Here is a 20,904-nt window from a genome sequence, read left to right as displayed (position 1 = left end):
TCAAAAGGAAAGGAATTTCAGTCGACTTTTTGCCGACCCAAACGCGCATAAACATCCGGCCGCTTTGAGCGCAGGAAGAATGCATAGATCATTCCACCGATAAACAAGGCGAAGGTGAAAGTCATGAAAATAACCGTCATGATTGCCGAACCTCCGATGAGTTCGGGATAGTTCGCAATTGCCAGATAGGTAATGAGGCCGAGGAACAGCACACTGACAATGGGGGCAATGATGGACTTCCATACCGACTCCGGGGCGAAACCACGTCGGCGGACAAAGTAGACCAGCACGGCAAAGCTCGTGATGAACATCAGGAGCAACACGGAGAAGGTACCGCTGCCGCTGGCGATCGGATACAAAGCCTCCGGGGCAACCCCCAACAGGGTGAAGACCACGGTGGCCACCGCCCACAGCAGACCCACTGCCAGCGCTGACACGTACGGCGACTTGTGCCGCGGGTGCACCCTGCCCAAGGCCTTGGGCAGGGCTCCGTCAGCCGCCAGCGAGAAGCTGTACCGTGCGGCAATGTTCTGGATCGAGAGCATGGAAGCCAGGATCGAGGTGATGAGCAGAACCACTCCGATGTCAGCGAAAATCTTGCCCACCAAGGCAGTAGCCCCATCGTTGAAGAGGTTCACTGTGTTGGCTTTGGCAGCTTCCTGCACGTTGTCTGCGCCCAGGAATGCCGTGTAAGCCCAGGCTGCCACCGCGTAGAACAGGCCGATTCCAACCACGGCCAGGTAGGTAGCCCTGGGGATGGTGCGGTCGGGATTCTTCACCTCGTCGCGGTAGATGACCGTCGCTTCGAACCCGAAGAAGTTACCGACGGCGAACAGCAGCGCGAGGCCCAAACCGGCGTCGGTAATCCACGGCATGGAAAAGCCAACACCCTGGGAGGCGTCTCCTGCGGCAAACGCGGCAACGTCGAAAATGATGACAACGGCAGACTCAAGCAGCATCACCACCGTGAGGACCTTGGCGGAAAGGTCGATCCGGTTGTATGCCAGCACAGTGGTGATGGCTATGATGCCCAGCCCGTACCAGTACCAAGGGATGTCCGGTCCGTTAAGCGTGTTCACCACGAAACTCTGCAGGGTCAGGGCGAACAGGGAGGGGGCAAAGAATCCGATGAACACGTACCCGACAAGCGCCAGCAGCGCCCCGCCCAGGCCCGCCGGCTTGCCCAGCCCGGCCGTGACGAAGGAGTAGAAGCCACCGGGGGCCTCGACGCTCCGACTCATCTTGACGAATCCCACCGAGAAAATCAGGAGCATCAGGGTCACCAGGAGGTATATCCCTGGAGCCGTGTGGCCGCTGAAAAGGAGCATCACGGGCAAGGTGCCTGCGACGGTGGTCAGCGGGGAGGAAAACGCAAGCACGTTCATCACGAGCTCGCCCACCCCCATGTTGCCGCTGAGCTTGTTTTCCTGGGTTTGGGTGGGCGTTATCGGCTTCCCCTTTGTTGAGCTTGACATGTAATCCTCGTCACGAAAGTACTAGTGCTGAATCACACTATCGACGCGGATCGTGGCAGCACTGTACCAGCTTGGGACACGGTATTTGGAGCACTTCCGCCAAGCTTTTGAGGTCCACAACGTCGTTGAGGGGCTGGCCTGCCTTCCACTGCTGAAGGTTCCGCGCAAAGCAGTCCACTACCCGCCCACGCCACCCGATCAGGTCGCCGGAGGCGTGCGGGGAAACCAGGATGTTGTTGCGGCTCCACAACGGATTTTCGGCCGCCAACGGTTCATTCTCAAAAACATCCAAGGCTGCTGCACCGACGTGTCCGGCATCAATGGCATCGAGCAGATCCTGCTCCACCACCACGGCCCCACGGCCCACGTTGACCAGCCGGGCGCCCGGACGCATCTTGTCGAACCGGGCAGCGTTGAACAGGCCCCTTGTCTCCTCGGTCAGCGGAACCGTCAACACCACGTCCTGCACCTCACCGAGCACCACATCCAACTCATCGAAGGAGGCGATGGCCCCCAACTGTTCGTCCTCGCGGGCACTCCTGCCAACGACAGTCACATCCATGCCCGCCGCCCGCAACAGCAGCACAGTCTCGCGACCCACAGGGCCTGGACCGACCACCAGGACTTTGCGGCCCAGCAGCGGTTCAGTTTCGCGGTGCTGCCACGTCCTTGCCTGCTGCAGCTCTATGGTCCGGCGCAGGTCCTTGGTAAACATCAGAAGGACACCCAGGACCCATTCGGCGATCGGCCGCTCACAGACGCCGCGGGAGTTGCTGACGACGATGTCACTGTTGATGATCTCGTCCGTCATAAGGCTGTCGACGCCGATGCTGGACGTGTGGATCCACCGCAGCCCGCCCGGACCTACTTCTCGCAGAAGCTTGGTCCGGAAGTCGTTCAGGAACAGGATTTCCGTTCCGGGCAGCGCCGCCCTGAACTCCCCTGCCGTCCGAACCACCACCACATCGGCTTCGGCGTCTAAGCGTTCCACGGGAGGAACCGGGCGGCCCTCCTGGACTATGACAATCACTTTTGGTCGTGACACACGTGCTCCCTCCCGGGCCGCTCCCCCCAGGAGCGGCCCAATGTTTTGTAGTTTGTCGTTTGCGGCTGCTTACCAGCCGCCCTGCCAACCGCTCATGAGGCCGTACGGCAGCCGCTGCGGCTCTTCGTCCGGCAAGCCCTTGAGGAAATCGAAGTCGCAGCCTTCGTGTGCCTGGTTGACGTGGTCGATAAAGAGCCGGCCGTAACCACGCCGATACTTGGGCGCCGGGAGGTTGAGTTCGGCGAGTCGGGCCTTGATCTCCTCCTCCGGCAGGTCCAGGTCCAAGCGCTGGTTCTCGACGTCCAGGATGATCGGATCGCCGTCGCGAACGATCGCGAGCGGTCCGCCCACGGCGGCTTCGGGCGACACGTGTAGCACGGTTGTGCCAAATGCGGTGCCGCTCATGCGGGCGTCTGAGATGCGCACAATGTCACGAACACCTTTGCGCAGCAGCTTCTGCGGAATGGGCAGCATGCCCCACTCCGGCATGCCCGGAGCACCCACCGGACCACTGTTGCGGAGCACCAGGACGGAATCCTCCGTGATGTCCAGGTCCGGATCGTCAATCCTGCGGCCGAGGTCGTAGATGTCATCGAATACCACGGCCGAACCCTTGTGCTGCAGGAGTTCCTTCGAAGCAGCGCTCCGCTTGATCACGGCACCGTTGGGGGCCAGCGAGCCGCGGACGACGGCGATGCCGCCTGAGGCGTCGAAGGGCGTCTCGAGCTTGCTCACGACGACGCCGTCCGGCTCGGGTGCGTTGATGTAGCCCTTTTCGAGGGACTCGCCCGTGACGGTCAGGGCGTCCCGGTTCAGGAGCGGGTCCAGCGCCTTCAGCACGGTGGAGATGCCGCCCACCTGGAACAATTGCTGCACCAGGTACTCACCGGACGGGCGGACATTGACGATCCGGGGGGTCCGCTGGGAAATCTCGTGGAAGCGGTCCAACTGCAGTTCGTAGCCCACCCTGCGGGCCAGAGCCAAAAGATGAACCACTGCGTTGGTGGAGCCACCCACGGCCATGAGCAAGGTGATGGCGTTGTCGAACGCTTCCTTGGTCAGGATCTCGCTGGGCTTCGGTCCTGACAGCGCCATTTCCACTGCCCGGCGGCCTGTGGCTTCCGCCGCCTGCCCGCGGCGTGAATCGACGGCGGGAATGGACGCAGTGCCGGGAAGGCACATGCCCAGCGCTTCAACGAGCGACGTCATGGTGGAGGCCGTGCCCATTTCGCTGCAGTGGCCGGCGGAGGGCTTGGCAGAGGACTCAAGTTCATCGAAGTCCGCCTCGGTGATCTTGCCCGCGCGCAGTTCGTCCGCGTACTTCCACGTGTCCGTGCCAACGCCCAGCTGCTTGCCCCGGAAGTACGCCGGTTCCTGCGGGCCACCCGTCAGCATGATGGTGGGAATGTCCGCGCTGGCCGCTCCCATGAGCTGTGCCGGAACCGTCTTGTCACAACCACCCAGCAGCACGATCGCATCCAGCGGGTACGCGCGGATGGATTCCTCAACGTCCATGGCCATCAGGTTGCGGAACTGCATGGCCGAGGGCTTCATCAGGCTTTCGCCCAAGGAGATGGTGGGGAACTCCAGCGGCAAACCGCCGGCCATCAGGACGCCGCGCTTCACGGCCTCGGCAAGGAGCTTGAAGTGGATGTTGCAGTTGACCAGCTCCGACCAGGAGTTTGCGATGCCAATGACCGGCCGGTCCTTGATGGCGAAGCGCGAGAAGCCTTCGGCCTGGATGGCAGTACGGTGCACGAATCCCGTGAGGTCGTGCGGCGCGAACCAGTGCGCACTGCGGAGATCGTTGTAGTTCGACTCAGGCATATCTCTCAAAGCTCCTTGGCTTGTTCGTCTCTTGTCAGGTCTTGGGCGGGCAATCAGGCAGCAGATGTGCCGCCGTCGAACGCCATGCTGGTGCCGGTGGCGAAGGTGCCGTCGACCGCCAGGAAGTAGATGGCGGCGGCCACTTCGCCGGGGTCCGCGAGCCGGCTCAGCGGAACCGTGCTTTCCTTCTGCCGCAAGGCCAGGGCGGGGTCCGGTTCGGCCTCAAGGCCGGTACGCAGCATGGGGGTGTCAATGGGTCCGGGGCAGACGGCATTGACGCGGACATCGGGGGACAGTTCCAGCGCCAGCGCCCTGGTAAGACCCACCACACCGGCCTTGGCTGCACAGTAGTGGGCCAACCCTGCAACCCCCATGGCCGCCAGGTCAGAGGCGACGTTCACGATGGCCCCTCCCCCGGACCTGCGCATGTGCAGGCCGGTTTCCCTGGCGACGTAGAAGGTGCCGGAGAGATTGGTGCCTAACACCTCTGCCCAGCGGTGCTCGTCCAGGTCCTCCAGTGCGGCGTAGCCGGCAACCCCGGCCGCATTGACGGCTACATCCAGGCCACCCAGTGCATGGATTGCACTGCGGACACCGTTCCGCGCTGAACCGGGGTTGGAGACGTCGGCGACCACCTGGTGCGCACCGCCGTCGATTTCCTCCGCAACCCGCCGGAGTTCAGCAGGCCGCCGACCCAGCAGCGCGACCCGGGCTCCGCGACGGGCGAAAAGTTTGGCCGTTGCTTCACCGACACCCGATGTGGCTCCGGTGACGAGCACCCGCAGGGGTTTGGTTCGATCCATCATCGTCGACGGGCTCCTTTGTTGGCGTTGGCGGACTAGTACGTTCTACATAAACAGCACGCCACACTCTCCGGATGTCTCAGATTGAGACACAGCACACACCGGCAGACTTCATAGGCTGATCGGCAGATGCCGCCATTTGCGTGGCACCGTTTCCCCGAACCCAGTTGCTAGACAAGAGGAGTCTCCCTTGGAAGACCAGAACCGCATTGGCGTAGGCCTTATCTCCGTTGGGTGGATGGGACGCCTGCATTCCCGCGCCTACCTCGCCACCAAGCAGTTCTTCCCTGAACTGCCGCGTCACCCTGAGCTTGTGATCGCCGCAGACCCCGACGACGCCGGCCGTCACCACGCGGAGGACGCGCTCGGTTACAAGGAAGCGGCTACTGACTACCGGAAGGTGCTGGAGAACCCGGACGTCGATGTCGTCTCGATCTGTTCCCCCAACTTCCTGCACCACGAGATCGCGCTGGCCACCATCGAGGCGGGCAAGCATTTCTGGATCGAGAAGCCCATGGGCCGCAGTGCCCGGGAATCCCGGGAGATCGCCCAGGGCGCCGAAGCTGCCGGGCTGATCACCTCGGTGGGTTTCAACTACCGGCACACCCCGGCTATCGCTGAGGCACGACGGTTGATCCGTTCCGGGGCGCTGGGCAAGGTGACCAACGTGCAGATCCGCCTGCTGACCAGCTACGCCTCGGACCCGACGCAGGTGTTCACATGGCGCTACGAGCAAGCGCGCGCAGGTTCCGGCGTATTGGGCGACATCCTGAGCCACGGTTTCGACCTGGCCCAGTTCCTGATAGGCCGCATCACCTCGGTCAACGCGGTGACGGAAACGTTCATCAAGGAACGTCCGCTGCCAGCCGGAACGTCGTCGAATTCCTTCAACAAGGGTGAGGCCTCGGATGTGACCCGGGAGGTGGAGAACGAGGACTACACGGCCATGCTCGCCCGGTTCGAGGGCGGTGCAGTGGGCATGTTCGAGACAACCCGCGTCGCGATCGGCCCGCACGCCGAATACATCGTGGAGGTTTACGGCACCGAAGGATCCATCCGCTGGAACTTCGAGCGCATGAACCAGCTGGAAGTCGCAACGGACCGCAGTGGATACCGGACCATCATGACCCCGCCCTCCTTCGGCGAATTCGGGCGCTTCCAGCCCAACGCCGGGCCCGGCATCGGCTTCAACGACCTCAAGACCATCGAGGCCGCGCTGTTCCTGCGTTCGGTGGCCGAAGGCAAGCAGCTTGGACCTTCTGTGGCCGACGGTTGGTCGGCATCGGAACTGGTGGATGCCTCCCTGCGCAGCGCAGAGTCTTCCGCTTGGGTGGAGGTCCCGGAAGTCACAGGGAACACCACGTACGGGGCCTAGGCTCCTGCGACAAAGATGGAGGCCGGATCGCGTGATCCGGCCTCCTTTTGCTGCGCTGAAATTTAGTCGCTGAAACCTACTTCGCGAAGCGGAACAGCTTCTTGTTGGCGAACTCCAGCATGCCCACCTTGCCCAGTTCGCGGCCGTAGCCGGACTTCTTGACGCCGCCGAACGGCACGTCCGCACCGCTGAGGTCGTAGGCACCCACGAAGACCATGCCGACGTCGAGCTGGTTGCCGACGCGCTCGGCGCGCTCAACGTCGTCACAAATCACTACCGATCCCAGGCCGTACGGCGAGGAGTTGGCCAGCTTGATGGCTTCCTCGTCGCTGCTGACCTTGTATAGCTGCGCAACAGGGCCGAAGAGTTCCTCGCTGTAGACGTCCATGGCCGGCGTGATGTTCGTGATCACTGTCGGGGTGAACACGTTGCCCTGGGGCTCATTGTTGCCCACCAGGATCTCTGCGCCTTGGTCCAGGGCACCCTGCACCTGGGAAGCCAGGAACTTTGTGGCCGAATCGGAGGACATCGGTCCGAAATCGCCGTTCTCGTAGGACTGTCCGGCGATGGCTGCCTTGAACTTCTCGGAGAACTCGTCGAAGTACTTGTCCAGCACCACGATCCTCTTGGAACCGTTGCACGACTGCCCGGTGTTGCCCATGCGGCCCATGACGGCCTTCTTCACGGCAAGGTCCACGTTGTCCGTGTCCAGGACCAGGAACACATCGGCGCCGCCGAGCTCCAGCACGCACTTCTTCAGCGCACGTCCGGCCTGTTCAGCCACGATCGCTCCCACCTGCTCGGAGCCGGTGAGCGAGACACCCTGCACCCGGTCGTCCGCGATCATGGTGGAGATCTGCTGGTGGGTGGCGAACAGGTTGACGTAGGAACCCTCCGGGAAGCCGGCATCGCGGAAGAGTTCCTCCAATGCCAACGCCGACTCCGGACACTGGCTGGCGTGCCGGACAATGACGGTGTTGCCCAGGATGATGTTGGGAATCGCGAACCGTGCCACCTGGTAATACGGGTAGTTCCATGGCATGATGCCCAGGATCACGCCGAGGCCCTGGTAGCGGAAGAAGCTCCGCAGCCCGTCGGCTACCTCAAGTTGCTCATCGGCGAGCCATTCTTCGGCATGCTCAGCAAAGGCAGCGGCAATGGAGCCGGAGAACTCGGCCTCGCCGGCGGCCTGCTGCAGCGGCTTGCCCATCTCGCGGTTGATGATAGCGGCCAGCTTGTCCTTCCGCTCAACAAACAGATCCGCGAGGCGTTTGGCCAGGGCAGCGCGCTCGGCGACTGTGGTGGTGCGGGACCACTCCTGGTAGGTCTGCTGGGCGGCGCTGAGCCCGGCTTCCACCTCTGCGTCAGTGGCGGCGGGGTACTCGGCGTGGATGGTTCCGGTAGCCGGATCAGTAACGGCAAATGTGCTCATAATGATTGCTCCTTGGTCAGTAAATCCCGTAAAAGAAACGGGCGGGACCGCTGGATGGAGCGGTCCCGCCCGGTGCGCCTAGCGTGCGTCAGGTGCGGTGGTGGCAGCGTAGAAGCGCTGGCGCTCACGGCCCTTGAGGTGCTTGGCAGCACCCTCCAGGGTGGCAGGCCGCTCCGAGGTCATCGGAGCTCCAACGTCCCAGAAGGCCCCGTTGCCGGAAAGGTAGCGCCACGGCTCCACCCGGGCGACGATCACTGCGGGACCCTCGGCCTCCTGCGCCTCGGTGAGGGCGGCGGAGAACTCCTCGACCGTCGTCGTCGACCATGCCGCACAGCCCATGCTGGCCGCGTTGGCGGCGATGTCGAACTCGAGTACTGCCCCGTCCAAGCGGCCGGACTCCTTGCTGCGTTCCCGGTACTGTGTGCCGAATTCGCGGCCCGGACCACCCTTGGCAACCTGGAGCGGCCAGATGCACTGGTGGCCGCGGTTGTCGATCACGATCGTGATGATCTTCTTGCTTTCCTGGACGGCCGTGACCAGTTCCGTGGGCTGCATGAAGTAGGTGCCGTCACCGATCAGGACATACACCTCGCCCGGCGCGTCATCGCGGGCAATCCGGTAACCCAGGCCTGCGGGGATCTCGTGGCCCATGCAGGAGTTGGCGTACTCGAAGTGGATTTCGGTGCCGTTGGACGGGTCCCAGGCCTTGTGGATACCTTCGACCACGCCGCCGGAACCCAGGATCAGGGTGTCTTGGCTGGTGGTGCGCTTGTTGAGCACGTCGATCACCTGGGCCTGGCTCATCAGTTCGCCCGGGAAGGCCTGGAGGTCGTGCTTGCGCACTTCCAGCGTGGCCTTGCGTGCGTCCGCGATGTCGCTGCGGAACTCGTCCGACGTCGAGTACCCGACGGCGGTGAGCCGCTCACGCAGGCCGGCCAGGTTGAGCCTGGCGTCGCCGATGACGGGGAACGAGCCCATCTTGTGGGCGTCGAACGAACCCACGTTGAGGTTCACGAACTTCACGTCCGGGTTCTGGAACAGCGAATGCGAGGCGGTGATGAAGTCCTGTAGGCGCGAGCCAACGGTAATGACGCAGTCCGCGCCGTCGGCGATCTCGTTGGCTCCCACCGTGCCGGTCACGCCCAGCGCACCGAGGTTGAGGTCGGTGATGGGTCCGCTTCCCTTGCCCGCGTAGGTCTCGGAGACCGGGATGCCGAACTCGGAGCTGAAGCGCGCCAGTTCTTCCTGCGCCTTGGAGTAGCGGACGCCGCCACCGGCGATCAGCAGCGGACGCTTGGCGTTGCGGATGATTTCCGCGGCGTCGCGAAGCTCGTCCTCAACAGCCGGACGACGGCGGATGTGCCAGACGCGCGGGGTGAAGAAGGACTCCGGGAAGTCGAACTCCGCGCCCTGGATGTCCTGCGGCAGGCAAACCACCACGGCACCGGTTTCCGCGGGATCGGTGAGGACGCGCATTGCCTCCGGGAGCGTGGACAGCAACTGGGCGGGGTGCGTGATGCGGTCGAAGTAGCGGCTGACAGGACGGAAGCAGTCGTTGGCGGACACGTCGCGTTCCACGGGGTGCTCGATCTGCTGCAGCACGGGATCGCCGAAGCGGTTGTTGATGATGTCCGCGGGGAAAAGCAGCACGGGCAGGCGGTTGGTGGTGGCTGTGGCGGCACCGGAAACCATGTTGGTGGATCCCGGACCTGCGGAAGCGGTGCAGGCCAGGGTGGCGGCACGGTTGGAGGCCTTGGCGAAGCCGATGGCCGCGTGGACCATCGACTGTTCGTTCTTGCCCTGGAAGTGCGGGAAGTCCACACCGTACTCGTCGATGCCTTGGGCCAGGCCCACGGAGTTGCCGTGTCCGAAGATGCCGTACATGCCGGCGATCAGGCGGCGTTGTTCGCCGTCGAGTTCGCTGTACTGGACCTGCAAATACTCGACGATCGCTTGTGCGACAGTGCGGCGGCGGACGGCCTTTTTATCGGCTGCGATATTGACCTCGGTGCCGATATCAGCAGCGGCTGTGCTAGTCATGCGTTCTCCTAAATTCGTAGGTGCGTCGGCATTTGCAAACCGATTCGCCCGAACATCAGGTTTTCACCGTGGGGAAGCAAAGTTGTGTCCCAGTTTGGGACGCGGGCCACCTGCCCGGACACGCAAGAACAGCAGCCGACGGCGGTACGCGCGTACCGCCGTCGGCTGCTGTTTGTTTTCGCTTGTCTTAGTCGAAGCGGTAAGGCTCCTGCGGTCCCACGGAGGGCAGCGGCCGGGGCCGCTCGCAGGTGCTTTCGATCGCGATGTGCTTGCCCTGCTCCGAAGATGCCTCGAAGGCGAGGAGGACTTCCAGCACGTGGTAGGCGAAATCGCCGCCCGTCCGGGGTTCCACGCCGTTGCGGATGGCGTAGCCGAACTCGGCCAGGCCAATGCCGCGGTAGGCGTCGTCGCGGTGGGTGATGGGCGTTTCGCGCCAATCGCCGCCGCCGGGAGGCGTCATGTCCAGCGCGAGGTCACCAGGCTCACCGCGCCGCAGCACGGGAGCGCCAGAGAAGTGGTCCGGGTTCGGTGCTGCCAAGGAACCACCCGTGCCGTAGATCTCCAGGTGCGGCAGGTTGTGGTTCCAGATGTCCCAGCTGACGATCACGGTGGCAGAAGCGCCGGACTCGAAGTCGAGGGTGCCCGTGACGTGCGTGGGGGTCTGGATCTGGATGACTTCGCCGTCCTTGCCGGGGCGGGGACGGGTCTCGGACGAACGCGGCGTGGTTGCGGAGACGCGGGAAACGGGGCCGAAGAAGTTCACCAGGTTGGTGATGAGGTACGGTCCGATGTCCAGCATGGGGCCGGCTCCGGGGCTGTAGAAGGGGTCCACGTTCGGGTGCCAGTGCTCGTAGCCGCGGCACGCGAAGGAAGCGAAAGCTGCAACGGGCTCACCGATCCAGCCATCGTCGATGAGCTTGCGGCTGGTCTGCATGCCGGAACCCAGGAAGGTGGTGGGCGCGGAGCCAACCTTGACACCGGCTTCCCGTGCCGCGTCCAGGATCTGCTTCGCTTCCTCAAGGGACGTGGCGAAGGGCTTCTCTGAAAGGACGTGCTTGCCGGCCGCGATCGCCTGGAGCGTGACGGGCGCGTGGAGCTTGGGCGGTGTGAGGTTCAGGACCAGCTCCACGTCCTCGTCCGCCAGCAACTCGTCCGGGGTGAGTGCTTTGGGAACGTCATACTCGGCGGCGCGCTTCCGCACGGCCTCGGGGTTCACATCCGCGAGCGCCACGATGTCCACGTCAGGGTGGACGCCGATCTTGTCCAGGTATTGGTTGAGGACGTTTCCGACGCCGATAATGCCGACTCGAATGGGTTCCATGTGAATCTCCGTTTAATGATTGTTGGAACATCCCGGGGCGAGGACTATACCTCGCCCCGGGATGGGTTGCGATAGCTGCGGTTTAGCCGGCCAGGCGTTCCACGCGGGTCTTCGCCGTGGCTGCCTCGTCGATGGCACCGTCGGTGATGACCACGCCGTAGTGTGCGGCCGCGGCTTCGAGGGTCACGCGGGACTCGCGGTAGTCGTCGAGTACAGCCAGGACGTCGCGTTCCAGCGGGTCGCCGTAGCCGCCACCGCCGGGAGTGATGGAAACGACCTTCTCGCCCGACTGCAGGTCGTAGCGGCCCACTACGGGAATTTCGCGGCGTTCGCCGGTCTTGAGGTCTTCCACCCACGCGGACGGTTCGGCTCCGTCGTGGCCACCGCGGACACCCTTCGGCGGGTTGATCTTGCCTTCGATGCCATAGGTAAGGGTGACGCTCTCGCCGCGGGGCTCCATGGTGACGCGTGTGGCGAGTCCGCCGCGCTGGCGGCCGGCTCCGCCGGAGTCGGCAACCAAGGTGCGCTCGTGGACCAGGATCGGGTAGCGCTGCTCGTCCACTTCCACGCTGTCGTGGTACAGCAGGGCGCCGCACACGGGACGCTGGTAGGTGGGCCAGCCGTCTACGTACGGTGTTGCCGGACCGCCGACGCCACCTACCAGGATCTGGTTGACGTAGGGGTTGCCGTTGCGTTCGTCCGTCCCGGAGATGACCGACTTGGCAGGTGCCTGGCCGGCTGCGCCCTCGGCGGTGCCGTAGCCGTCGTCGATCTGGGAGAAAGCGGCCTGGACGATGTTGACCACGCGGTCAGCGAGGTTCGTGGTGCCGGAGGAGCAAGAGTACGGGTGCTTGGGAACACCGACGGCGCAGCCGTCCCGCAGCAGCACCTCGACACGGCGGAAGGTTCCCGCATTGCTCGGCAGGTTCTCCGGGATGCCGGAAAGGATGCCGGCCAGGGCGGCGCCGGTGGCAGTTGCCTTGGTGAGGTTCAGGCCGTTGGGCAGGTTGTCCGGGTTGTCGCGCAGGTCGATCACCACTTTGCCCTGCTTGGGCTTCACCTCGAGGGTTGCCTGCAGCTGCACTCCCTCCGGTCCGGTTCCGGGGAACGGATCGTGGGCGGAAGTGCCGTGTAGGACGTACTCGGGCAGCTTCTCGATCGCGCTGGCGGTCAGGCGCTCGGAGTAGTCGAACCAGGCGTCCACGAAGTCCACCAGGTCATCCACGCCGAACTTCTCGGCGAGTTCGTGGATGCGGCGCTCGGCGATGCGCGAGGCGCCGACGGAGGCCAGGTAGTCGCCGTACCACTGGTCCGGAACACGGATGCGGGACCGGCACATGCGGATGATGTCGTCGATGTCCGTGTAGTCGCGCTGGATCCGCACGCAGGGGAAGATCAAGGCGCCTTCCTCGTAGACGTCCCGCGCGGTGGCGAAGAACGTGGTGGGAAGCGAGTTGCCGCAGTCGGCCTGGTGGGCCTTGGTCACGGCGGTGAAGAGGTGGCGGCCCTGGATGAAGATGGGCACCAGGATCACGTGGTCTGCTGCGTGTGAGTTACCCATGTAGGGGTCGTTGTGCAGGAACGCGTCGCCTTCGCGGATGTCCTTGTGGAGTTCCACCATGTCCTCGCCCAACGGGCCGGCACCGAAGACGTGCACGGGAACACCTTCAGCCGCGGCAAGCAACTGGTTGTCCGCGGTCAGCACGGCGCAGGAGAAGTCGCGGGCCGTGTTGATCACGGAAGAGCGGGCGGAGCGGAGCAGGCCGCTGGTCATCTCGCGGACAATGCCGTCGAATGCGTTGGCAAGGACCGAGAGCTTTACGGGATCGAATTCGCGGGTCACGGTTACGCCTCCTTACGGGTGAGGTAGATGTTGGATCGTTCATCGAGCGTCGCGTCCCATTCCGGCGGTACTACGATGGTCGTGGTGGGCTGGTCGATGACGGCCGGTCCCACGATCTTGTCGCGCGGAGCGAGCGTCACACCGCGGTAGCGCTGGGTGCTGAAGGGTTCGCCGCCAAAGACGATGCTGTCAGTGCGGTGGATTTCCGCGGTGCGGCTGAGTTCACTTTCGGACCTGGTGTGCTCCGGACGCGGGATTTCCACGCGGACACCCCAGGTGATGATCTCCACGCGGCTGTCCGGATCGTGGGTGCCGTTGCGGCGGTCGTGCTCTTCGTGGAAGGCCCGCTCGATGATGCCTGCCGCGTCACCAGAGGTGTCCGGGGCGGCGTCGAGGTAGACGCGGAGGTCCCAGGCCTGGCCGGGGTACCGAGCATCCACGAAGTAGGTGACCTTGGGCGCTTCGCCTACGCCGTCGAAGCGCTTCACGAAGAGCTCAGCCTTGGCTGTCAGATCCTCCACGGCGCGGGAGGCCGAACCGGCGTCGAAACTGCGGGTGTCGTTGTGCAGCGGGGAGAGGAACTCGGTGGCGATCGGGGCACGGTGGGCGCCGTACGCGGCCAGGACGCCGGCTGTCGCCGGGATCAGGACGGTGTCCGCTTCCAGGAGCCTGCCAATGATCGCTGCGACCATGGCGCCTGCGCCGCCGCCGGCAACAATAAGCGCACCCCGGGGGTCAACGCCCTGTTCCAGGGCAGACTGCCGGATGGCGGTAGCCATGTGGTTGGCGGAGACATCCAGGATGGCCTGGGCGGCCTGCAGGGTGTCCATCTTCAAAGGCCCGGCGATGCGGGTATCGATGGCCTTGACGGCGGCCTCGCGGTTCAAGGTAAACCCGCCTTCGAAGCCCTCCGTGTCGAGGTAGCCAAGCGCCACGCAGGCGTCGGTGACGGTTGGCTCTTCGCCCCCGCGGCCGTACGCTGCGGGACCGGGAGTGCTGCGCGCACTCTGCGGGCCCACGCGAAGGAGGCCACCGCCGTCGATCCAGGCGATGCTGCCGCCACCGGCGCCGATGCTGGAAACCGCAACGGAAGACAAGCCGGTGAGGTGACCGACGAACGGCTCCCCCAACCAAGCTTCGCGGGTGTGGCGGACCACGCCGTTCTCCACCAGCGACACATCGAAGGTGGTGCCGCCCATGTCGCAGACCACCACGGTGTCGTGGTCCGGGGCTGCCGCCGCACCCACCAGCGGTGCCATGGACGGGCCGGAGTTCAGCAGCAGGACGGGACGGTCAAGGACATCGGCGACGTCGAGCACGGCACCTTCGGAGGTCACTACCAGGAGGTCGCCGGCGAAGCCGTATTCCTGCAGGTCCGAGCGCAGCTTACCCAGGTGGTCGGCCATGAGCGGCTTCAGGGAAGCGTCGATCGAGGCTGCCGAGGAGCGTCGGTATTCGCGGATGGTGGGGTTGGCCGCGTTGGAGAGCGTGTACGGAACGCCGGGGAGGATTTCCTTGATCAGCTCGGCAACCCGCTTCTCGTGGGCGTCGTTGATGATGGACCACAGGAAGGACACCGCAACGGCTTCGATGCCCTGTTCCTTAAAGGAACCGAGGACTTCGCGGACCTGCTCTTCGTCCAGTTCCACCAGGATGTCGCCCTCGGCCGAGATGCGCTCGGTGATTTCAAAAGTCAGGTGACGGGGAATGTAAGGCGGCGGGTAGGCAGCCTTGGAATCGAAGGCATCGCGGCGGCCACCTTCGCGGAGCAGCAGGGTGTCGGCGAAACCGTCCGTGGTCAGCAGCGCTGTTTTGGCGACCTTGCCGGTGAGCACTGCGTTGGTGGCATGCGTGGTGCCGTAGACAATGACGTCAGCGTTGCGGAGAACGTCGTCGCCGCTCCAGCCAACGGACTCGGCCGCGCGGCGGACCGAGGCTTCGAAGCCGGTGAACACGCGGTCGTAGGTGGTCAGCGCCTTGCCGACCGCCATGTCACCGCTGTTGGAACCGACCACGACGTCGGTAAAGGTACCGCCGGTGTCGACGGCGATGCGGTACCGGGCCTCGCCTGGTTGTGTTTGTACATCACTCATGGTCTTCATTACTTTCGTAGAGCTTGCAGGGGGTTAGAGCTGGGGCTTGCCCACGGTGTTGCGGAGCAGACCTACCTTGTCGATTTCGATTTCCACGGTGTCTCCCGGTTCCAGCCAGACAGGCGGGTTCCGCTTGGCACCGATGCCCTGCGGGGTTCCTGTGGCAATGACGTCGCCGGGTTCCAGGGTGAGGAAGCTTGAGAGGTAGGAGACGATCCGCGCGATCGGGAAGATCTGGTAGCTCGTGTTGGAGCGCTGCACTTCAATGCCGTTCACGCGGGTTGCGAGGTCCAGGTTCTGGGGATCGCCCACTTCGTCCAGGGTGACCAGGGCAGGGCCCCACGGGGTTGACCCGTCCACGGCTTTGCCTGCCAACCACTGGGTGCCGCGGTACTGCAGGTCGCGGGCAGTGACATCGTTCAGCGGGGCAAGTGCGGCCACATAGTTCAGCGCCTCTTCTTCCGTGACTTCACTGGCCTTGCGCCCGATGACTACTGCCAGTTCGCCCTCGAAGTCGAGGTTTTCGCTGACCTTCGCACCGCCGATTTCGTCCTCGGGCCCAACCATGGTGGAGGCGAACTTGGCGAAGACGTCAGGGTATTCCGGGAACGCGCGGCCGGTCTCGGCAACATGGTCCTTGTAGTTCAGGCCAATGCAGAGCACCTTGGAGGGATTGGGCACCGGAGTGGTCAGGCGGACATCGGCCCGGGCACCAACGTGTGCTTCCGGATCCTGTCCGGCCAAGGCGGCTGTCTCCGCGGAAATGGCCTCCAGCCGGTCGCCGTAAAGTTCCAGGAATTCCCGCACGGACGTGGTGGCTCCGTACACTGCCTGGCTGGAACCCTGCAGCAGCAGTTCCAGGTCATAGACGGTGTCCTCGATCAGGACGCCGCCGCGGATACCGGATTCGTGTTCGTAGGAAACGATCTTCATGGTTACTTGGCACCTTCCGTAGTGGGAGCCTCCGAGGCGACTGCCAGGACAGCGTCGGCCAGGCGGTCGGTAATGTCGGCCACCACCCTTTCGTCCATGGGCGTGGACAGGGACAGCAGGTTGGCCGGGGAGCCGAGCAGTCCGCGCTCGTAAGAGGCCCACCACAGCTTGTGCTGGGTGTGCTCGTCCACCTTCTCCGCACCGGCAGGCACCGCGCGGAGGAGCGAGCCGTGGCCACGGATCTCCCAGCCGGCGTCGGCAATCCTGGCGTTCACGGTTTCGCGGGCGGTGTCGCCCAACTGGTTCAAACGCGTTACCTCTGCTTCCGTGTAGAGACGCAGGGCCACGGAACCGGCGGCCATGCTCACCGGGTTGCCGGAGAACGTACCGCCGTGCGGCAGGCTTCCCGGGCGAGTCGGGTCCACTTCGGCCATGAGCTCGGCCTTGCCGCAGACTGCCCCGACGGGGAAGCCACCTCCGATGAGCTTGCCCGTGGTCAGCAGATCCGGGGAAACCCCGTACTCGCCGCTGAAGCCGCTGTAGCCAAGTCGGAGGCTGATGACCTCGTCGATGATCAGCACAATGCCGTAGCGGGTAGCCAGCTTCCGGGCGGTCCGGACGAATTCCTCGTTGATGGTGAGCAGGCCGGCACGGTTGGGCAGCAGGTCCAGGATGATGGCGGCGTAGGCGTCCGGAGCGGCTTCAACCGCCTGGCGCAGGTATTCGACGTCGTTCAGCGGCACCGCAGTGACGTCGTCGATCACGCCGCGGGTCACGCCGCGCTGGTAGGACGGTCCGCCCGGGACCAGGGCAACCTCGGACGTTCCGTGGTAACCGCCTTTGGTGACGATAACGCGCTCGCGCCCCGTCGACGCACGGGCGATGCGGATCGCGGACATGACGGCCTCGGTGCCGGAATTCGCGAAGCGGACCTGGTCCAACTCCGGGAGGCGGCCGAGCAGGAGTTCGGCGAGTTCCCATTCGTAAAGGTTCGGGATGCCCCAGCTCGCCCCGGTGGTGAGCGCCTTGGTGGCGGCCTCGGTGATTTCCGGGTGGGCGTTTCCGTGGATCAGGGAGGTGAAGTTGTTGTTCGCGTCGATCAGTTCACGGCCGCGGTCGTCCCACACGCGGTAGCCCTCACCCTTGATGGCGTAGGGGCTCGGAGCGCCGGTGTAGTACGTTGAGCGGCCGTAGCCGCCCGGCAGCAGCGGGAAACCACGCGGTCCACGGCGCAGGTGCGGATCTTCTACGGGGTTCTGCAAAGCAGCGAGGTCTTCAAGATGATTGGTGGTTGCCAAGTCGGGTTCTCCAGTCTCTTCAGTTCACAGGTCGTTTCAGTTCACGAGGTCGATGAGTGGCTGGCCGGTCAGCGCGAGGCGGACCCGCTCCACAGCGCCGTCCTGCAGGGCGCCCGTCGACCGGTTGGAACGCCAGGCAATGTGCGGGGTGAGGATGGCGTTGGGTGCCGTGCGCAGGGGGTGGTCAGCGGCGAGCGGTTCCTGGGCGAAGGTGTCGATGCCGGCGCCTGCGATGTGACCCGAGGTCAGGGCCTCGGCGAGCGCGGCCTCATCGATAAGTCCGCCGCGGGACACGTTGACGATCACAGTGCCCTTGCGCATCTTTGCGAGGACTTCGGTGGAAATGAGGTTCGCCGTCTCGTCGTTCAGCGGCAGGTGGAGGGAAACGACGTCGGAATTCTCCAGGATGTCTTCCAGCCCGGCCATCTCCACGAAGCTGTCCGTCACGAAGGGATCGTAGGCGCGGACCCGGGCGCCGACGGCCGAGTACATGCGGGCTACGTGCTGGCCGATGCGTCCCATGCCCAGGACGCCTACCTCCAGCTCGGAGAGGACAGGGGTGTCGTAGCCGATGGTTCCGGCCCAGCTGAGGTTGTTGATCGCTGCGTTGCCGGCGGGCAGGCGGCGGGCCAGCGCCAGTCCCATCGCGAAGGCGTGGGAGGCAACTTCCTCCGACGCCGTGCCGGGAACGATCGAGACCGGGATGCCCGCCTCGGTGGCCGCGGCGACGTCGATGTTGTCGTAGCCGATCCCGTACCGGATGACTGCACGGCACTTGGCCATGAGCGGGAAGTCCGCCGCAGTGAGCTTGGCGTAGGGAGTGATCATCACAATGTCGGCTTCGGCCAGCCCGTCGCGGAAGGCGTCAGTGTCCGCCGCGGGGTTGAGTGCGTAACCGAACTCCTCCGCGAGCGCGTGCTCACGGTCCAGGTCCGGGAAATGGTGAGGGGCCACAAGAATGGTTCCCTGGGCATCGCGGGTCATAGTCAGTCGTCCTGTTCGTGTTGGTACCCTCGGTCCTGCCGGACACTCCTTGGGACGGGTGCCGGTGTCGGGTGATTTCCAGTACAACGCGATATCGGGGCGGCCATCCGTGCCAGATCGAGACACCGCCGTGGGACACTGTCCCAGCGCCTGGGTGTCTGGGCCCCGGACGCGCAAAGCGGCCACCCGCCGTCGGCCCTTTCGACGCCGGAGGGCAGCCGGGCAGCGCAAGCGGCCACCCGCCGTCGGGCCTTTTCGATGGGCAGCACGCAGCAGCCGGCCCCTTGGGAGGTCGGCTGCTGCTGCGTTGAATCAGAGGTCGAAGCCGCGGCTGCGGAAGTAGTCCATGCGCCGGTACAGGGTGGAACGGCCGATCTGCAGGGTTTCGGCCGCAAGGCTGCGGTTGCCGCCCGCTTCCTGGAGCGCCGTACGCAGTTCGCTGAGCTCCGCATCCTCCAGGCGGGACAGCCTGCCCTTGGTCAGGACGCGGTGGAAGCCCTGTGGCAGGTCGTCGGCCGTGACCTCGGCCCCTTCTGCCCGTTCCACGGCATTGGAAACGACGGCCCGCAACTGATCGATGTTCCGCGGCCAGTCGGCTTGAGTGAGGGTGGTGAGGAGCCGGCGGGACAACCGGCGCTCCCCCAGTTCCTCTGCTATGGCATTGGCGAGTTGCGGTATGTCTTCGCGCCTGTTCCGCAGAGGTGCCACCGATACTTCCAAGACATCAAACGCCTCCGATAAGACCAGCGTCGCATCAGTGGGGCGGGTGACGGTGAAGATCAATGCGGTGGTGGAGTTGCCGCGAAGACTGCGGGCGATCTCGGCGGCTTCATTTTGCGAGAGCTCATCTGCGTGTTCAACAATCAGGGTGGCCGGCAGCTCGGTGGCCACCCGGTGCAGGACATCCCTGAAATGGGGATTTCTAAGGTCACCGTTGCGGGCATCAACCAACATGTGGCCACCTCGCAGGGACGCCATTGCGGTGGCCAATCGCAGTTTCCCGCTCCCCAGCTCACCGATGATCACCACAGACCGGTCCTGGTCCACGGCCTTCCGGGCCAGATTCAACGTGCGTTTGAATTCCGTGCTCGTGCCGTCCACGTGCTTCATGAGCCGTTCGGCGGTTCCCTGGGGCGCCGATTCCAACGACAGGGCGGCGCTTCCGGGAACGGCACCCCGCTCCTTTGCCGGTGAGTGCGGGCGGACCACAACAATGGCTCCCACATTCGCCGCCGACAGGGTCACGGGCGAAATCTCCAGGGTGGACAGCCCAGGCCCTTGCAGCATGACTTCGCAGTTCATGTCCCGGCCTGAGGACATCACCGCTTTGGCGTAACCCGAAACAACCGAAAAATCGCTGTCCAGCAGTGTGGCCGTGGCCGAGGCGTTCTGCAGGGAGTTCTTGCCATCCACCGCGATCACGGCCCGGTTCCCCCGGCGGCGGGAGATGCGCAGGTACTCGCTCAGGAGGGCCCGTTCCTTGGACGAAGTGCGCACCTCAATGTCCCGCTCGATACGGGAAGCGACCCCCTCCAGCATCAGCAGCGTCGAGGACGGCTCCAGGGTTGTGACGCGGCTGGCCGGGAGCGTCAGCCCTATTACCGCCCGCACACGGTTATGGAAAGGATCGCGAACCAGCGAGGCAAAGCACCAATTGCCGCGCATGTCTTCGCGGAAATGTTCTTCGGGGGCCAGCCAAACGCCACGGCCCTCTTCCAGGGCGAGGCCTTCGCCGTTGCTGCCGCAACTCTCCTCCAGAAGCGAGTATCCGGCGGGGAATCCATCGTCACGCAGGAAGCTTGCTTTGACGAGGACTCCGTTCGGTGCGGTGATGCTGACGTAGCCGCCCAGGTCCGCAGCCACTTCATCCAATTTCTGCAGATGCGGGCCGGCAGCAGCAATGGTGTATTCGTCAACGCGGCCTTCATCGAAAATGCCGCGGTCGGCCACGGCATCCACACCGGCAGCCCGGCTCCTGTACCAGGACCGGGCAACGATCGGGCGGATGCCGCTCAAATCGGCCTGGGGTTGCATCAGGAAGAGTTCGCGGAGCCGGTCGGTTTCACGCAGGGACTCGTAGGGCCAGGGTGACATCACTTCTGCAGACATTAGGGCAGGTTCTTTCTGGGTTTTGCAGGAATCAGGAGGCCAGGGCCGGTCCGGTGCCGCCGGGGCGGGGTTTTCTGCGCAGCCATCGGGGCACCCGGGGGCGGAATGCCTGTTCAGCGCTCCATTGCTCAAGCAGTGGAGCGTTGTCCTCCTGTGCCCGGGCGTTGATGTACGCGGCGACCATGCCGGACAGGCCGCTGGCGAGAATGACGTTGTTGTTTCGAGAGGCCCCCAGGCTCGTGTTTTCGGTGACCATGTGTTTTGCTCTTCCCGTTCAAACCGTGTGAGAAGCTACGGACTTATTGTGTTCCGCGCCACTCACCAGC

Annotated in this window: 15 protein-coding genes; 1 reads left to right on the top strand and 14 read right to left on the bottom strand. The window is 64.5% G+C overall.

What is annotated here, in order from left to right; genetic code table 11:
- Window positions 1-17: 17 nt before the first annotated feature.
- From ACUYMZ_RS02155 to ACUYMZ_RS02140, 4 genes are all read right to left on the bottom strand, one after another.
- Window positions 18-1,475: an APC family permease gene (locus ACUYMZ_RS02155; protein WP_481601947.1), complete on the bottom strand. Its 1,458-nt coding sequence runs from the start codon at window positions 1,473-1,475 to the stop codon at window positions 18-20.
- Between the two features lie 37 nt (window positions 1,476-1,512).
- Window positions 1,513-2,466, bottom strand: coding sequence for a D-2-hydroxyacid dehydrogenase (locus ACUYMZ_RS02150; protein WP_481601946.1), 954 nt, complete (start codon window positions 2,464-2,466; stop codon window positions 1,513-1,515).
- A 123-nt stretch (window positions 2,467-2,589) separates the two neighbouring features.
- Complete coding sequence (locus tag ACUYMZ_RS02145; RefSeq protein ID WP_426005284.1) at window positions 2,590-4,347, bottom strand: IlvD/Edd family dehydratase; 1,758 nt, start codon at window positions 4,345-4,347, stop codon at window positions 2,590-2,592.
- Between the two features lie 53 nt (window positions 4,348-4,400).
- Window positions 4,401-5,153, bottom strand: a complete 753-nt coding sequence (locus ACUYMZ_RS02140) for an SDR family NAD(P)-dependent oxidoreductase (RefSeq protein ID WP_481601945.1) — start codon at window positions 5,151-5,153, stop codon at window positions 4,401-4,403.
- A gap of 187 nt (window positions 5,154-5,340) precedes the next feature.
- Here ACUYMZ_RS02140 and ACUYMZ_RS02135 point away from each other — a divergent pair, with 187 nt between their 5' ends.
- A complete protein-coding gene (locus tag ACUYMZ_RS02135; RefSeq protein ID WP_481601944.1) occupies window positions 5,341-6,525 on the top strand; it encodes a Gfo/Idh/MocA family protein in 1,185 nt (394 codons plus the stop codon).
- A 76-nt stretch (window positions 6,526-6,601) separates the two neighbouring features.
- On the opposite strand, the gene ACUYMZ_RS02130 is transcribed toward ACUYMZ_RS02135, so the two are convergent.
- The 10 genes from ACUYMZ_RS02130 to ACUYMZ_RS02085 all read right to left on the bottom strand — a co-directional run bounded on the left by ACUYMZ_RS02130 (window position 6,602) and on the right by ACUYMZ_RS02085 (window position 20,834).
- Window positions 6,602-7,957: an aldehyde dehydrogenase family protein gene (locus ACUYMZ_RS02130; protein ID WP_426005279.1), complete on the bottom strand. Its 1,356-nt coding sequence runs from the start codon at window positions 7,955-7,957 to the stop codon at window positions 6,602-6,604.
- Between the two features lie 78 nt (window positions 7,958-8,035).
- Window positions 8,036-9,997, bottom strand: a complete 1,962-nt coding sequence (gene iolD / locus ACUYMZ_RS02125) for a 3D-(3,5/4)-trihydroxycyclohexane-1,2-dione acylhydrolase (decyclizing) (protein WP_481601943.1) — start codon at window positions 9,995-9,997, stop codon at window positions 8,036-8,038.
- A 187-nt stretch (window positions 9,998-10,184) separates the two neighbouring features.
- Window positions 10,185-11,318, bottom strand: coding sequence for a Gfo/Idh/MocA family protein (locus ACUYMZ_RS02120; protein ID WP_262276846.1), 1,134 nt, complete (start codon window positions 11,316-11,318; stop codon window positions 10,185-10,187).
- A gap of 82 nt (window positions 11,319-11,400) precedes the next feature.
- Window positions 11,401-13,161, bottom strand: coding sequence for a hydantoinase B/oxoprolinase family protein (locus ACUYMZ_RS02115; protein WP_426005277.1), 1,761 nt, complete (start codon window positions 13,159-13,161; stop codon window positions 11,401-11,403).
- Between the two features lie 2 nt (window positions 13,162-13,163).
- Window positions 13,164-15,254 (bottom strand): hydantoinase/oxoprolinase family protein, encoded by a 2,091-nt coding sequence (locus ACUYMZ_RS02110; protein ID WP_426005276.1) that lies wholly within the window; start codon window positions 15,252-15,254, stop codon window positions 13,164-13,166.
- Window positions 15,255-15,287: 33 nt separating this feature from the next.
- Window positions 15,288-16,187, bottom strand: coding sequence for a fumarylacetoacetate hydrolase family protein (locus tag ACUYMZ_RS02105; protein WP_426005274.1), 900 nt, complete (start codon window positions 16,185-16,187; stop codon window positions 15,288-15,290).
- A 2-nt stretch (window positions 16,188-16,189) separates the two neighbouring features.
- Window positions 16,190-17,485 (bottom strand): aspartate aminotransferase family protein, encoded by a 1,296-nt coding sequence (locus tag ACUYMZ_RS02100; RefSeq protein WP_481601942.1) that lies wholly within the window; start codon window positions 17,483-17,485, stop codon window positions 16,190-16,192.
- 36 nt (window positions 17,486-17,521) lie between these two features.
- Window positions 17,522-18,469 (bottom strand): C-terminal binding protein, encoded by a 948-nt coding sequence (locus ACUYMZ_RS02095; protein ID WP_481601941.1) that lies wholly within the window; start codon window positions 18,467-18,469, stop codon window positions 17,522-17,524.
- Window positions 18,470-18,781: 312 nt separating this feature from the next.
- A complete protein-coding gene (locus ACUYMZ_RS02090) occupies window positions 18,782-20,578 on the bottom strand; it encodes a sigma-54-dependent Fis family transcriptional regulator (protein ID WP_481601940.1) in 1,797 nt (598 codons plus the stop codon).
- Window positions 20,579-20,609: 31 nt separating this feature from the next.
- Window positions 20,610-20,834: a hypothetical protein gene (locus ACUYMZ_RS02085; protein ID WP_481601939.1), complete on the bottom strand. Its 225-nt coding sequence runs from the start codon at window positions 20,832-20,834 to the stop codon at window positions 20,610-20,612.
- Between the last annotated feature and the right edge of the window lie 70 nt (window positions 20,835-20,904).

Source organism: Arthrobacter sp. T572 (assembly GCF_056780115.1).
This window is presented reverse-complemented; position numbering and strand designations above follow the sequence as displayed.